General features: G+C 67.8%; 12 protein-coding genes. 5 read left to right on the forward strand and 7 right to left on the reverse strand.

What is annotated here, in order from left to right; genetic code table 11:
* Positions 1–142 precede the first annotated feature (142 nt).
* The 5 genes from ACFY10_RS42295 to ACFY10_RS42315 are packed head-to-tail and all read right to left on the reverse strand — an operon-like array spanning position 143 to position 4,866.
* Complete coding sequence (locus ACFY10_RS42295; protein ID WP_390670653.1) at positions 143–1,030, reverse strand: NADP-dependent oxidoreductase; 888 nt, start codon at positions 1,028–1,030, stop codon at positions 143–145.
* A gap of 23 nt (positions 1,031–1,053) precedes the next feature.
* Positions 1,054–2,112, reverse strand: coding sequence for an LLM class flavin-dependent oxidoreductase (locus tag ACFY10_RS42300; protein ID WP_390670654.1), 1,059 nt, complete (start codon positions 2,110–2,112; stop codon positions 1,054–1,056).
* Positions 2,113–2,143: 31 nt separating this feature from the next.
* Positions 2,144–3,361, reverse strand: a complete 1,218-nt coding sequence (locus ACFY10_RS42305; RefSeq protein WP_390670655.1) for a DUF3500 domain-containing protein — start codon at positions 3,359–3,361, stop codon at positions 2,144–2,146.
* A complete protein-coding gene (locus ACFY10_RS42310; protein WP_390670656.1) occupies positions 3,358–4,218 on the reverse strand; it encodes a cupin domain-containing protein in 861 nt (286 codons plus the stop codon). Before ACFY10_RS42310 ends, ACFY10_RS42305 begins: the two co-directional genes overlap by 4 nt.
* Before the next feature lie 45 nt (positions 4,219–4,263).
* Positions 4,264–4,866: a cysteine hydrolase family protein gene (locus ACFY10_RS42315; protein WP_390670657.1), complete on the reverse strand. Its 603-nt coding sequence runs from the start codon at positions 4,864–4,866 to the stop codon at positions 4,264–4,266.
* A 351-nt stretch (positions 4,867–5,217) separates the two neighbouring features.
* On the opposite strand from ACFY10_RS42315, the gene ACFY10_RS42320 reads away from it, so the two are divergent.
* Positions 5,218–5,760 (forward strand): flavin reductase family protein, encoded by a 543-nt coding sequence (locus ACFY10_RS42320; RefSeq protein WP_390670658.1) that lies wholly within the window; start codon positions 5,218–5,220, stop codon positions 5,758–5,760.
* A gap of 246 nt (positions 5,761–6,006) precedes the next feature.
* Here the strand turns inward: ACFY10_RS42320 and ACFY10_RS42325 are convergent, their stop codons facing one another.
* On the reverse strand, positions 6,007–7,215 hold the full coding sequence (locus ACFY10_RS42325) for an RNA-guided endonuclease InsQ/TnpB family protein (protein WP_390670659.1): 1,209 nt from the start codon (positions 7,213–7,215) through the stop codon (positions 6,007–6,009).
* A 182-nt stretch (positions 7,216–7,397) separates the two neighbouring features.
* Between ACFY10_RS42325 and ACFY10_RS42330 the strand changes: the two genes are divergently transcribed.
* Genes ACFY10_RS42330 through ACFY10_RS42345 form a run of 4 tightly spaced genes read left to right on the forward strand, consistent with a single transcriptional unit; the run spans position 7,398 to position 11,863 of the window.
* Positions 7,398–8,267: a fumarylacetoacetate hydrolase family protein gene (locus tag ACFY10_RS42330; protein ID WP_390670660.1), complete on the forward strand. Its 870-nt coding sequence runs from the start codon at positions 7,398–7,400 to the stop codon at positions 8,265–8,267.
* Positions 8,264–9,907 carry a class I adenylate-forming enzyme family protein gene (locus ACFY10_RS42335; protein ID WP_390670661.1) on the forward strand — a complete coding sequence of 548 codons (1,644 nt, stop codon included), beginning with the start codon at positions 8,264–8,266 and terminating at the stop codon, positions 9,905–9,907. The genes ACFY10_RS42330 and ACFY10_RS42335 overlap by 4 nt, the downstream gene beginning before the upstream one ends.
* Before the next feature lie 24 nt (positions 9,908–9,931).
* Complete coding sequence (locus tag ACFY10_RS42340) at positions 9,932–11,074, forward strand: thiolase family protein (protein ID WP_390670662.1); 1,143 nt, start codon at positions 9,932–9,934, stop codon at positions 11,072–11,074.
* A gap of 54 nt (positions 11,075–11,128) precedes the next feature.
* On the forward strand, positions 11,129–11,863 hold the full coding sequence (locus ACFY10_RS42345; RefSeq protein ID WP_390670663.1) for an SDR family NAD(P)-dependent oxidoreductase: 735 nt from the start codon (positions 11,129–11,131) through the stop codon (positions 11,861–11,863).
* On the opposite strand, the gene ACFY10_RS42350 is transcribed toward ACFY10_RS42345, so the two are convergent.
* Positions 11,864–12,577, reverse strand: a complete 714-nt coding sequence (locus ACFY10_RS42350; protein ID WP_390670664.1) for a GntR family transcriptional regulator — start codon at positions 12,575–12,577, stop codon at positions 11,864–11,866.
* Positions 12,578–12,889 lie beyond the last annotated feature (312 nt).

Here is a 12,889-nt window from a genome sequence, read left to right on the forward strand (position 1 = left end):
CGAGAACGGTCCTCCTGTGTTCGGCTCGGCCGAACCCTTCCGTCGTGCGATCTGCAACACGTGCCCGGCCGGTGTCCCGGGGGGCGAATTCCCGGCCGGGCAGGAGATCCGCCAGGCCGTCAAGGGTGCGGAGGACCAAGCGTTACGAGGGCAGCAGCACCAACCGCCCCCGCACCCCGCCCTCCGCGAACCGGGCGTGCGCCTTGGCCGCGTCGTCCAGGGCGTAGGTCCCAGCCACCCGAGGGGTCAGCGCCCCCTCGTCCGCGAGCCGGACCAGTTCGGCCAGGCTCGCCCCGTCGGCGTTCACCTCGACACCACTGATCCGCACGCCACGCTCCGCCGGCGGCAGCAGGTGCGGCAGGAGGCCGACGAAGGCGCCGCCCTCCCGAACCCAAGCGAGGGCCTTTTCACCGAGGATCGCCGCGTCGAGGACCGCGTCGAAGCTCTTCCGCACTCCGCTCGTGACGTGCACCGCCCCCAGCGACCGTACGAACTCCTCGTCGCCTTCCCGCGCCTGTCCCGTCACCACGAGCCCGCGGCGGACGGCGAGCTGCACGGCGTACGCGCCGACCGCGCCCGCGGCGCCGGTCACCAGGACCGACTGTCCCTCCGTCAACTCCAGGAGGTCCAGGGCCTGGAGCGCGGTCAGCGTGTTCAGCGGCAGAGTCGCGGCGTGCGCCGAGTCCACCGTCGTGGGCGCCTTGGCGACGGCGTCCGCGGGTACGACGACGTATTCGGCATGGGTCCCCAGCGGCTTGACCAGGCCGAAGAGGAGCGCCACGACGTTGTCTCCGACCTTCCAGTCACTCTGCTCGCCGACCGCGTCGATCGTCCCGGCGACGTCCCAACCGAGCCCTATCTGCTGTCCCTCTCCCCCGTAGACCCCGGACCGCGCCGCGACGTCGCACGGATTCAGCGCGGCCGCGGCCACCTTGATCCGCACTTCCCCCGCCGCAGGCTCGGGCACCTCGGTGTCCACGATCTCCACGACCTCGGGTCCGCCGAAGCTGTTCACAACTGCAGCACGCATGGCATGTCTCCTGAACTCATTGATCACTTGTCTGAATCGGCGGTGTCGGTGGGGTGCTGCCAGGCCCGGAGTTCGGGCATGACGTGTTCGGCGAACAGGTCCATGGAGTGGCGCACCGCGGCCGTGTCCATGAACACCTGGCGGAAGGACAGGGCGAGGTTCGTGTTACGTGCCGACCGGACCCGCCGGAGCAGCGACTCGGCCACCTGGTCGGGTGTGCCGACGTGGTACGGGATCGGTGAGTCGGCGGCCCAGTCGCGCAGTTGGGCGGGTTCGGGCACGTCGAGTCTGCCGCCGGTGAACTCGAGCCCGACCCATTCGTGGCCGGCGAGGAACGTGAGCCAGTGGTGGACTCCGCGGGCGGCCTCGGCCCACGCCCGGTCCTCGTCGTCGGCGACATGCACCATGGACAGGAGCCCTGACCCGTGGTCGGCGGGGTTGTGACCATGGGCGCGCAGCTCGCTGTCGAACAGGTCGATGAGCTGCGGACCGAATGCGGAGGCGCCGGCGACGTTCAGTCCTCGGCGCGCGACACGCTTCACTCCGACGGGACCACTGGCGGCGACCCAGACCGGCAGCCTCTCCTGCAGCGGTTTGGTGGTCATCCGCACGCCGGGGAACCTGAAGTACTTGCCCTCATGGCTGAACTCGTCCTCGGTGAAACACTTGAGGATGACGTCCAGCCCCTCGTAGAGCCGCCCGAAGCGTTCGGCGGCGTCGACGTCGTAGGAGCGGAACTCCTCGTAGAACGACCCTGCGCCCACGGTGAGTTCGAATCGGCCCCCGGAGAGGATGTCGAGCACGGCGGCGTCCTCGGCCACCCGGAGCGGATGGTGGTAGGGCAGCACGGTCACATGCGTGCCGATACGGATCCTGCTGGTCCGTTGCGCCACCGCAGCCAGTACCGGGAACAGTCCGGGCGTCGCCTGGTCCCAGGCGAAGTGGTGTTCGCCGGCCCAGGCGTGGGTGAATCCGAGCTGCTCGGCGTGGACGACGTCGTCGATGTGGTCCTGGTAGACCCGCGGCAGGCTGCGCTGCTCCTCGGGGTGACGACGGATGTTGAACAGGAAACCGACGTCCATGGCGGTTCTCCTTCTGGTACGCGTCGCTCCGTCACGTGGTCCGGTGCTGGTGTGCGTAGTGCTGACGCAGCAGGTCCTTGCCGTAGTCGCCGCCGTTGGGGGTGCGCACGATGGTGTGCACGTGGTACGGCTCCGGTTCGTCGTTGTCGAGGAAGATGCCGGCGTGATTGTCGTACTCGATCAGCACGACCGGACTGTGCACCCGGTAGTAGAAGGGCGCACCGGCATCCCACGTCCCGATCCACCCCAGGTGGGTGTCGTCGAGGAAGCGCTCGATCTGGTTGCGGCGGTGCGCGCGAGGCTCTCGGGGCAGGTTCTCCAGGTAGGGGTCGGTGAGGGACAGCAGCAGCTCTCGCTGGCCCGGCGTCAGCCGGTCGCCCTCCAGCCCTACGTAGGGGAGCACCCGGTTGTCCCGGCCCGCTGCCGCGCGGTGGCGGCCGTCGACGATGCCGGACAGTTCGGGGGGAAGGTCCGCGGACAGCACCGAGCCGTACAGCAGGGCCCGGTCGCGCTGCGCCGCGCTCAGGGACTCCATGAACTCCCAGGCGCGCTCACGATGGTCGGAGAACACGGCCTCACCGCCGAACTCCACACCGAGGAAGGTCGGTGTGAGCACCAACTGGCCGCCGATGAAGACCGCGTGCAGATCGATGTGGTGTCCTGCCAGCTGCCAGCCCCACGGCTGCTGGAGCGACGGCTCGCCGAACACGGTGAACCGGTAGCAGTACTCGGTGAGTGTGTCCGGGTACTTGCCGACGAACTCGCCCAGTTCGGCGTTCAGACGCATCGCCTCGCGCAGCAGCTCGTAGCCCTCGGGGCTGACCGTTGCTTCGATCACCGACAGCGCCGCGTCACGCGCGGGGCCGGTCAACTCCTGCAACAGCAGGCCGTGTTCGGGGAACGTCAGAAACGCGTTGGACCACAGCCGCCATTCGGTGGCGTCGATCGGCAGCGAGCCGAGCGCCTGTTGCTCCGCCGTGAGCAGGCCCAGATACCCCAGCGCCTTCTGCACCGCCTGCTCGGTCGGTGCACCCTCGTCGGCCAGGGTGAAGAGGTCGGTCAGGGGCTTCCCGTCGGTCGTGATCCCCACGAAGGGATCGCCCGCAGTCTCACCCACCGGCGGCAGCTCCGCGCCCGCGACGAGCTTCATGATCGCAGCCACACCGGCGTCGTCGGAGAAGTCGACCGCGCCCCGCTTGAGCGCCAGGCGCTCCGGGCGCGGCCGGTACCCACCATGCAGAGAAGTCATGACCGCCCCGCTCCGATCTGCTCGAAGACGGACTGCGGGCCGGTGGCATCGTGGCCGTTGGCGCTGAAGTCGACACCGCTGTCCCAGGGCTTCACCGGCTCCGGCGCGGGTGAGAGAACCGAGATGTGCTTCTCTGTCACCGTGCCCGCGTTGTACTGCCGGTGCGGCACGCCGGCGGGCAGCACCACCAGCGTGCGGGGGCCGACGACATGCTTCTCCAGAGCGACCTCGACGGTCAGCTCCCCCTCCAGCACCAGGTAGTACTGGTCGAAGGCGTGGATGTGGGTGCCCGGCCCGGCTCCGCCGGGAGCGACTTCCATGTAGTTGACGACGGAGTGCCGTGTGCCGGTCGCGGGGCCGGCCAGAGTGACCATCTTGAGACCCGGCATGGCCTCGTCCAGGGCGTCGGGATCGACGCGCCGCGTGTAACCGGGGTGGTCGGTGCGGTGGGATGCCGGTACGTCGTCGGGAGAGTCCACCATGTACGCCAGCTGGGCCATCGGCGCGGGAGCGGGGATCAGCATCTCGAAGTGGGTCTCGGCACCCGGCCCGTCGTTCCAGTTGCGGTGTGCCAGGCCCGCCGGGATGAACACGAGGGTGCCGGCACTGATGTGCTGGACCTCGTGCCCCAGTTGGACGTTCATGGTGCCCTCGACCAGGTAGTACAGCTGGTCGACGTGGTGGTAATGCAGACCGGGGCCACAACCGCCTTCCTCGATGTGGCTGTTGATCAGGATCGCGCTCTCCAGATGGGAGAGGAACTGCGCGCGGTAGCCGGGGAACCCCGTGTCGATGGCCTGGTCCGGGTCGAAGGGGCGGACGTACTGCATGCGGGTCCGCGGTGTGATGGGCGACATCGGCCTACTCCTGCGTCTTGGTGTGGGTGTCGTGGTGTGCGCGGCTCAGCGGGAGAAGGCGGCCACGACGTCCTGGGTGGTGACGTTCTCGCCCAGCAGCGTGAAGGTGTCCAGGGCGGCCTGGTGCGTCTCGTCGTTGGCCGCCGAGCACGCGTCGGAGACGATGAGGGTGCGGTAGCCGTGGTTGACCGCCTCGCGGGCGGTGCCCTGGACGGAGTGGTCGGTGGCGACCCCGGAGAAGGCGACGGTGTCGATGCCCTTCCCGCGCAGGATCCCGTTGAGGTCGGTGCCGTGGAAGCCGGTGAGGCGGGTGTGGGTGATGACCAACTCGCCTGGCTCGGGGCTGAGTTCCTCGATGAGATCAGCGCCGCGCGTTCCGTCGACGAGGGCCTTGCGCTCTTCCACCAGGGCCAGCAGAGGGCAGTTGATGATCAGATCGCTGTAGCCGGGCCGGAAGGCTGTCCGAACGTGGATCACGGGGGATCCCGCGGCTCGGGCCGCCCGGGTGAGCAGCTGGTTCTTGGCGATGACGCCGTGCCGCTGCGCGCCCTCGGCGAAGAACGGTCCGAAAGCACCCTCGGGTTTCACGATGTCGTACTGCCAGTGGATGTTGATCACGGCGGTACGGGCTGGATCGAACTCTGTCATGGTGTCCTCCGACCGGCAGGCCCGCGGGCGTCCGGTTGACCGCTGGGCTGCCATATTTCAGATCGCAACACGACAGTCCACAACTGTCAATAGAAATGTTTATTTTCAAGTCAGACATGTCTATGTTACGTTCACATTGGCTCCACAAGGGCGTCGCCGGACGGTTCGCGCGCGCCCCGGTATCTGATCCACCTGGCCGGGATCGGCCAACTGAACCTGATTCTCAGCGCGTTGCGACTCCGCTCGAATCGGTCCGCCGCAGCTTCGAGCTGTCAGCCGCCCGGGGATCTGCCCGCCGTGCGTGCCTGCAGCGGCGACATGGTCCCCGCCTGACCGGAAAAGGACTGCAAAATGGCATGGACATCACTACCGGCCTCACCGAGCGGCTCTGCCGGGAGTGGGGCGACCCTGGAAGCCGCCCGTTTCCGCGACGTCCTCTCCGCGGTGCCCACCAGCGTGGTCGTGGTGACCGCCCTGGACCGCGGCGAGCCGGTCGGGCTGGCCGTCGGCACCTTCCTCTCGGTGTCGATGAATCCACCACTGGTCGGGTTTCTGCCCGCGGCGACGTCGAGCAGCTTCCCCCGCATACGACAGGCCGGCGCCTTCTGCGCGAACGTGCTGACCGTGAACCAGCAGCACGTTTCCCAGGCGTTCGCCACCAGTGGCGCCGACAAGTTCGCCGGCCTGTCCTGGCGTCCGGCACCGGTGACCGGCTCGCCGGTGCTGGAGGGAGTGGCGGCGTGGATCGACTGCCGGATCACGACCCTGCACGAGGCCGGGGACCACTTCATCGTCATCGGTGAGGTCGCCGACCTCGATGCCGCGCCGGAGGAGACACCGCTGGTGTTCCACCGTCGCCGCTACACGGGCGCCGCCGGGCCGACCGCGGCCTGACGGCCGTGCGTCTCGCCGGATGTTCGCGGGGCGCAGGTCGTGACTGACAGCACGACGCGGCTCACACACCGCGAGGAAGACCGCAGACGTTCGTCCGTATCACCGACGACCCCGACTGGCCCGTCTCAACGTAGGACCCCGACAACTTGGGGCAGTTGCACGTCGAAGGCGTCGGCCTCGACACGGCGCGGATGCGCGCCGGAATCCGAATCCATGAGGAGAAGCACCGTTGACTTCCTCCCCCGCCTAACGGCGGGGGATTCCAGCGGTCGCCCGCTGGGGTTCCTGCTTCACCGACGACCGCCCCGTCCGGGAGGACTCCCGTTGAGGTCTTACACCGTCTCCACAAGCAGACGCCGCCAGCCCGGCGGCCAGGATGTTGCGTGCCGCGTTCACGTCGCGGTCATGCACCGCGCCGCAGTCGCACGTCCACTCGCGGACGTTCAGCGGCAGCTTCCCGCGGACCGTTCCGCAGGCCCCGCACAGCTTGGAGCTGGGAAACCACCGGTCGACCACGACGAGTTCACGCCCGTACCAGGCGCACTTGTACTCCAGCATCATGCGCAGGTCCGTCCAGGCCGCATCGGAGATGGCGCGCGCGAGGCGGCCGTTCATCAGCAGGTTGCGGACGGTGAGGTCCTCGATCACGACCGTTTGGTTCTCACGGACGAGCCGAGTCGACAGCTTGTGCAGGAAATCGCGGCGCCGGTCGGCGATCCGCGCGTGGACCTTGGCAACCCTGCGGCGGGCCTTGGCCCGGTTCGCCGAGCCCTTCGCCTTCCGCGACAGCTCACGCTGCGCCCTGGCGAGGCGGGCACGGTCGTGGCGCTCGTGGCGGGGGTTGGCGATCTTCTCTCCGGTGGACAGTGTCACGAGGGAGGTGATCCCGGCGTCCAGACCGACCGCCGCGTGGGTGGCGGGGGCCTCGGTGATGATGTCCTCGCACAGCATCGAGACGAACCAGCGCCCGGCGCTGTCACGGGACACGGTCACCGTCGTCGGCTCCGCACCCTGCGGGAGGGGGCGGGACCAACGGATGTCCAGCGGCTCGGCCATCTTCGCGAGGGTCAGCCGCCCCGCGCGCCATGTGAAGGCGCTGCGGGTGTACTCGGCCGACGCACGGGACTTCTTCCGGCTCTTGTACCGGGGGTACTTCGCCCGCTTGGCGAAGAAGTTGCCGAAGGCCGTCTGAAGATGCCTCAGCGCCTGCTGGAGCGGGACGGAGGACACCTCCGTCAGGAAGGCGAGTTCCCCGGCCTTCTTCCACTCCGTCAACGCGGCGGACGACTGCACGTAGGAGATCCGGCGCTGCTCGCCGTACCACGCCCGCGTGCGCTCCTCCAGGGCCTTGTTGTAGACGAGGCGGACACAGCCGAACGTGCGCGACAGCTCAGCCGCCTGCTCGTCCGTGGGGCAGAAGCGGTACTTGAACGCCCGCTTGACCTGCTGCGTCACACCTCACACTCTATCAGCTTCCGTGTGAGCGGCGGCAATCGGCCGGTGGCCGAAGACGCCGAACCGCCCTGGAGGCGATTCGGCTTTCCCTGCCCTGCTCCGCAGGGGCTTCGTTTCTCCCCCGCAAGCGGGAGGTGCCCCCACCCCGGCCTGAAGGCCGGGGCATCCACGAAGGGAACCCGATGAAGCTGCTCACGTACCGCATCGGCGACAAGGTGTCGTTCGGCGTCCTCACGGCCGACGGCATCATCGACGGCGCCGAGACACTCGGCGGAGAGGCCGCCTCGATCCGAGAGCTCCTGGAACGCGGTCTCACGGGCCGGCTGGAGCGGCTCAGCGCGGGCCGCGAGGCCACCCACTCGCTGGCCGAGATCGAGCACCTCCCGCCGGTCCCGGACCCGGCGAAGATCCTTTGTGTAGGCGTCAACTACATCGACCACCGCGAGGAGACGGGGCACGTCGACAAGCCCGAGCACCCAACCATCTTCAGCCGGTTCGCCGACACACAGGTCGGTCACGAACAGCCCGTCGTCCATCCGCCCAACACAAGGCAGTTGGACTACGAGGGAGAGGTCGCGATCGTCATCGGCAGTCATGTGTCGGTGATCGAGACGGACGCCGACGCACGGGCGGCGATCGCGGGACTGTCGTGCTACAACGACCTGAGCGCACGGGACTGGCAGCTGCACAACAGCCAGTGGCTGCCCGGCAAGAACTTCCGCGGCCTCGGTTCGTTCGGTCCATACCTGGTCACGCTGGACGAGTTCGACGACCTCGGATCGGTACGGCTCACCACCCGGGTAAACGGCGAGCTACGGCAGGACGCCACACTGGACCAGCTCGTCTTCGATTTCACGGCGATTCTGGGGTACGTCACCGGGTTCACCTCTCTGGCTCCCGGCGACGTGATCGCCACCGGAACGCCCGGCGGTGTCGGACTGGCCGCGAAGCCGCCGCGGTTCCTCGCCCCCGGCGACGTGACCGAGATCGAGGTGTCGGGTGTCGGGGTCCTCCGGAACGAAGTCGTGGCAGCGCCAGGAGACTCGCGGTGAACCGGCGTCCCTGGCTGAACACGTACCCCGGTGATCTTCCGAGGCGGATCACCCCCGAGTCCGAGTCGATGCTCGAACTGTTCGCGATCACCGTCTCCAAGTTCCCCGACAGAACCGCGATCGCCTATTTCGACGGTGCCGTGTCCTTCCGAGACCTCGACCAGCGCTCGGACGCCCTGGCGATCGCCCTGGCGGAGGGCGGCTTCGCCGCCGGCGACCGGCTCGCGCTCTACACCCAGAACAACCCGGCGTTCGTGGTCGGCCTCCTCGCAGCCTGGAAGGCCGGTGGTATCGCGGTTCTCGTCAACCCCATGAACAAGGCGCGCGAACTCTCCCGTCTACTCAGGGACTCGGGCGCGACGGCCCTGCTGTGCCTCGACGATCTGTACGTATCGGTTGCGCGTGAGGTGCTCGCCGGCGGGCAGACCGAGGTGCGGCAGGTCTTCGTGGCATCCGCACGCGACGACCAGAAACGCGACGACGAGCGCGTCATCCCCGCCGCGGAACAACCAGCGGTCTCCGGGGCCCTCCGGCTGACGGACGTGTTCGCCCGACACGGTGACCGCAGGCCGGCACCAGTCAGTGTGAACGCCGAGAAGCCAGCGGTCCTGACCTACACCTCCGGCACGACCGGAGTCCCGAAGGGGGCGATCAACACTCACGGCAACCTGGCCTTCAACACCCGCACCTATCGCGAATGGATGAAGCTGAGCCAGGACGACGTCGTCCTCGGTATCGCACCGCTGTTTCACATCACCGGCCTCGTCGGGCACGTCTGCGTCTCGTTGGTGGTCGGCTCGAAACTCGTGCTCGCTCACCGTTTCGACGGCAGGGTCGTCCTGGACGCGATCCGCGAGCACCGGCCGACGTTCGCCGTCGGCGCCATCACCGCCTTCAACCATCTCTCCGGACTGGCCGGGGCGACGAAGGACGACTTCGCGTCGCTGCGGGCGGTCTACTCCGGCGGCGCACCGATCGCACCTCAGCTGCGCGACAAGATCCTGGCCCGCAGCGGGATGGACATCCACAACTGCTACGGGATGACCGAGACCGCCTCACCGACACACGCCGTGCCGCTGGGTGTGGCGGCGCCCGTCGATCCCGGCACGGGCGCACTGTCGGTCGGCGTTCCCGTCTTCAACACGTCCGTGCGCGTCATCGACGACAACGGCACGCCTCTGCTGCCGGGAGAGAGCGGCGAACTCGTCGTCTCCGGTCCGCAGGTCACCCCCGGCTACTGGAACAAGCCGGCGGAGACGGCGGAGAAGCTCGTCGACGGCGAGCTCCACACCGGTGACATAGGCCTGATGGACGAAGACGGCTGGTTCTACCTGGTCGGCCGGAAGAGCGACATGATCATCGCTTCCGGCTACAAGGTGTGGCCCCGAGAGGTGGAGGACGTCCTCCTCGGCCACCCCGCCGTCCGTGAGGCCGCGGTGATCGGCGTCGCCCACGAATACCGCGGCCAGACGGTCAAGGCGTTCGTGTCCCTCCAGCCTGGCCGGACGACCAGTCCGGACGCCCTCATCGCGTTCTGCAAGGAGCGGTTGGCGGCGTACAAGTACCCCCGTGTCGTCGAGATCGTCGACGAACTGCCCAGGAGCCCGGCCGGCAAGATCCTGCGGCGCGAGCTGCGGTGAGGACCGAGAAGGAATGAGCAGATCATGAACGACGCCGTCATCGTCGCTGCCGTGCGCACCCCCGTGGGGAAGCGCGGCGGTGCGCTGTCGTCCATCCACCCGGCCGACCTTTCCGCCCATGTACTCGACGCTCTCGCCGAACGCACGGGAATCCACCCGGCGCTCGTCGACGACGTCGTGTGGGGATGTGTCAGCCAGGTCGGGGAGCAGACCTTCGACATCGCCCGCACCGCGGTTCTGTCAGCGGGTTGGCCCGAGTCCGTTCCAGGGACCACGGTCGACCGACAGTGCGGCTCCTCGCAGCAGGCCGTGCACTTCGGGGCCGCAGGACTCATATCCGGCTACTACAACGTGGTCGTCGTCGGCGGCGTGGAGAGCATGTCGCGGATCCCCATGGGGTCCGCGGCGGCGACCGGCAATCCGTTGGGCGAGCGCTATGTCAAGCGGTACGGCCCGGAGTTCCCCAACCAGGGGATCGGCGCCGAGATGATCGCCGACGCGTGGGGGCTGTCACGCACCCAGCTCGACGAGTTCGCGCTGACCTCGCACGAGCGTGCGGCCACCGCCTCGGACGCCGGACTGTTCACCACGGAGATCGAACCCATCGTGGCGGCCGACAAGATCGTCACGACGGACGAGGGCATACGACGTGGCGGGACTCTCGACAAGCTGAGCACGCTCCGCCCGGCCTTCCGCGAGGATGGCCGCGTCACCGCCGCCAACTCCTCGCAGATCTCGGACGGTGCGGCCGCGTTGCTGATGATGACGAGCGAGGCGGCGGCCGCTCTGGGTCTGAAACCTCTCGCCCGTATCCACACGGCGGTCGTCACCGGTTCCGCGCCGATGCCGATGCTGACCGGCCCGATCCCGGCGACGCACAAGGTGCTGGCCAAGTCCGGAGTCGGCCTCGACGAGATCGGCGTTTTCGAGGTCAACGAAGCCTTCGCGTCGGTGGTGCTCGCATGGGCGGCGGAGTTCGACGTGGACATGGCCCGTGTCAACCCTCGCGGCGGCGCCATCGCACTCGGCCACCCCCTGGGTGGCTCGGGGGCCCGCCTGATGACCACCATGCTCCACCACATGCGCGCCGAGAACATCCGGTACGGCCTGCAGACGATGTGCGAGGGCGGCGGACAGGCCAACGCGACGCTTCTCGAACTTCTCTGACCCCATGAACCGCATGAACTGCATGAAGCCCCCCTTCCCAGGAGAGAACTCGCGATGAACCTGTCCTTCGACTTCACCGGCCAGTCCGTGATCGTGACCGGCGGTGCGCGCGGTATCGGTCTCGAACTCGGCCGGTTCTTCGCGAACTCCGGTGCCGACGTCTTCCTCATCGACTACGACGGCGAGGAGGTCCGCAAGGCCGCGGCCGAGGTCGGAGCACGAGCCATCCCCGGTGACGTCAGCAGCACCGAGGACATCGACCGGGCCGTCGAGCAGGTCACCGCCGAGACCGGCCGAATCGACGTCGTCGTCAACAATGCCGGCATCCTGCGCGACAAGGTCCTGTGGAAGCTCACGGACGACGACTGGGAGAGCGTCCTGGCCATCCACGCCGGCGGCACCTTCCGACTGACCCGCGCCTGTGTTCCGCACTTCCGCGCCCGGGGCTACGGCCGCGTCGTCAACGTCACGTCCTACACAGGCCTGCACGGCAACACCGGTCAGGCAAACTACGCCACCGCCAAGGCGGGGATCATCGGATTCACCAAGACCGCGGCCAAGGAACTGGCCCGGTTCGGGATCACCGTCAACGCGATCTCCCCCAACGCAGAGACCCGGATGGTCGCCTCCATCCCGGAGGACAAGAAGGCCGAACTGGCGGCGGGCATCCCGCTGGGCAGGTTCGGCAACGCTTCCGAGATGTGTGCCGCGGTGGGCTTCCTCGCCTCCCAGGAAGCGGGATACATCACCGGCGTCGTACTGCCTGTCGACGGCGGGATCTCGATCTGATCAGGAGGCGCGTTCGATGTTCAGGGGAACCGACCGGATGGACTGCGCGCCCTGAAGAATCCGGTTGATCTCCGTCGCGCCGACGTGGATCACTTTGAGGACCGCCTCCCGTGCACGTTTCTCATCGCGGGCCGCCATGGCGTCCAAAAGGACGTTGCGCCAGCGGACATAAGCGGGGTCCAGGAAATTGTCATCATGCAGCAGTCCGAAACTGAGAACTCGTTCCATATGCGTCGCCAAGGGCAGCACCATTTCCGTCATTACCGGATTGCCGCAAATCTGAACGAGGTAACGGACCGGGGCTGCCTTCAAATCAGGCTTGACTTCGGTCGCGGGACGTCCCGGCGCCGACTTGATCACCTTTTTACCCAACGTGGCGATCTGCTCGTCGGTGGCGTTGCGGATGATCAACACAACCAGCGACGGGGCGGTCAGCTCGAAAGCCTCGACGATGTCGTGGACTCTCTGCAACGTCATCGGCGTGACCTGCCAACCCTTGCGCTTCACCGGGCGGACGAACCCGTCCGCCTCCAAACGCTGCAGCGCCTGCATCGTCGGAGTCCGGCCCAGGCCGAGCGACTCCGAGAGCTCGGCAGCCTTGATCCATGCCCCCGGCGCCAGTTCGCAGCTCACGATGGCCTCGCGGAGCGTCTCATAGGCCTTGTCGCTCATCGGCCGTGCCTTGCTCTGCTTGCCGTCCCCCATCATCGTCATAGCTGTACTATAAACGAAGACCCGTGTGCACCGGACGGCCCCGCAGCCGACTTTTCGGTACTCTAATTCGTTTGAACTATTCGGCTTGTTTCCCGCCGACCACACTCTGATCTCGCTCCGCGTTTCTACGTGGCACTACCGGTATCTTCCGGCACGTGGCGACGATATGGCACGATCGGCCTGCGACGACCGCATTACCGGACTCGCCGCCGCCCACACCGCGGGCGCGGAGACGGCGACGCACCTGCCAATTCCTCTGCCGCGTGCACGCATTCACCACCCGCGGCCTTGCGGCAGGAACTTGGCCGGATC

This window comes from Streptomyces sp. NPDC001401, from assembly GCF_042895385.1.
Classification (GTDB): Bacteria; Actinomycetota; Actinomycetes; order Streptomycetales; family Streptomycetaceae; genus Streptomyces.

What these genes read in the sequence shown, in the direction of transcription:
- ACFY10_RS42295 (WP_390670653.1), bottom strand. Translation starts at nt 1,030, where the DNA reads ATGCGTGCTGCAGTTGTGAACAGCTTCGGCGGACCCGAGGTCGTGGAG.
- ACFY10_RS42300 (WP_390670654.1), bottom strand. Translation starts at nt 2,112, where the DNA reads ATGGACGTCGGTTTCCTGTTCAACATCCGTCGTCACCCCGAGGAGCAG.
- ACFY10_RS42305 (WP_390670655.1), bottom strand. Translation starts at nt 3,361, where the DNA reads ATGACTTCTCTGCATGGTGGGTACCGGCCGCGCCCGGAGCGCCTGGCG.
- ACFY10_RS42310 (WP_390670656.1), bottom strand. Translation starts at nt 4,218, where the DNA reads ATGTCGCCCATCACACCGCGGACCCGCATGCAGTACGTCCGCCCCTTC.
- ACFY10_RS42315 (WP_390670657.1), bottom strand. Translation starts at nt 4,866, where the DNA reads ATGACAGAGTTCGATCCAGCCCGTACCGCCGTGATCAACATCCACTGG.
- ACFY10_RS42320 (WP_390670658.1), top strand. Translation starts at nt 5,218, where the DNA reads ATGGCATGGACATCACTACCGGCCTCACCGAGCGGCTCTGCCGGGAGT.
- ACFY10_RS42330 (WP_390670660.1), top strand. Translation starts at nt 7,398, where the DNA reads ATGAAGCTGCTCACGTACCGCATCGGCGACAAGGTGTCGTTCGGCGTC.
- ACFY10_RS42340 (WP_390670662.1), top strand. Translation starts at nt 9,932, where the DNA reads ATGAACGACGCCGTCATCGTCGCTGCCGTGCGCACCCCCGTGGGGAAG.
- ACFY10_RS42345 (WP_390670663.1), top strand. Translation starts at nt 11,129, where the DNA reads ATGAACCTGTCCTTCGACTTCACCGGCCAGTCCGTGATCGTGACCGGC.
- ACFY10_RS42350 (WP_390670664.1), bottom strand. Translation starts at nt 12,577, where the DNA reads ATGACGATGATGGGGGACGGCAAGCAGAGCAAGGCACGGCCGATGAGC.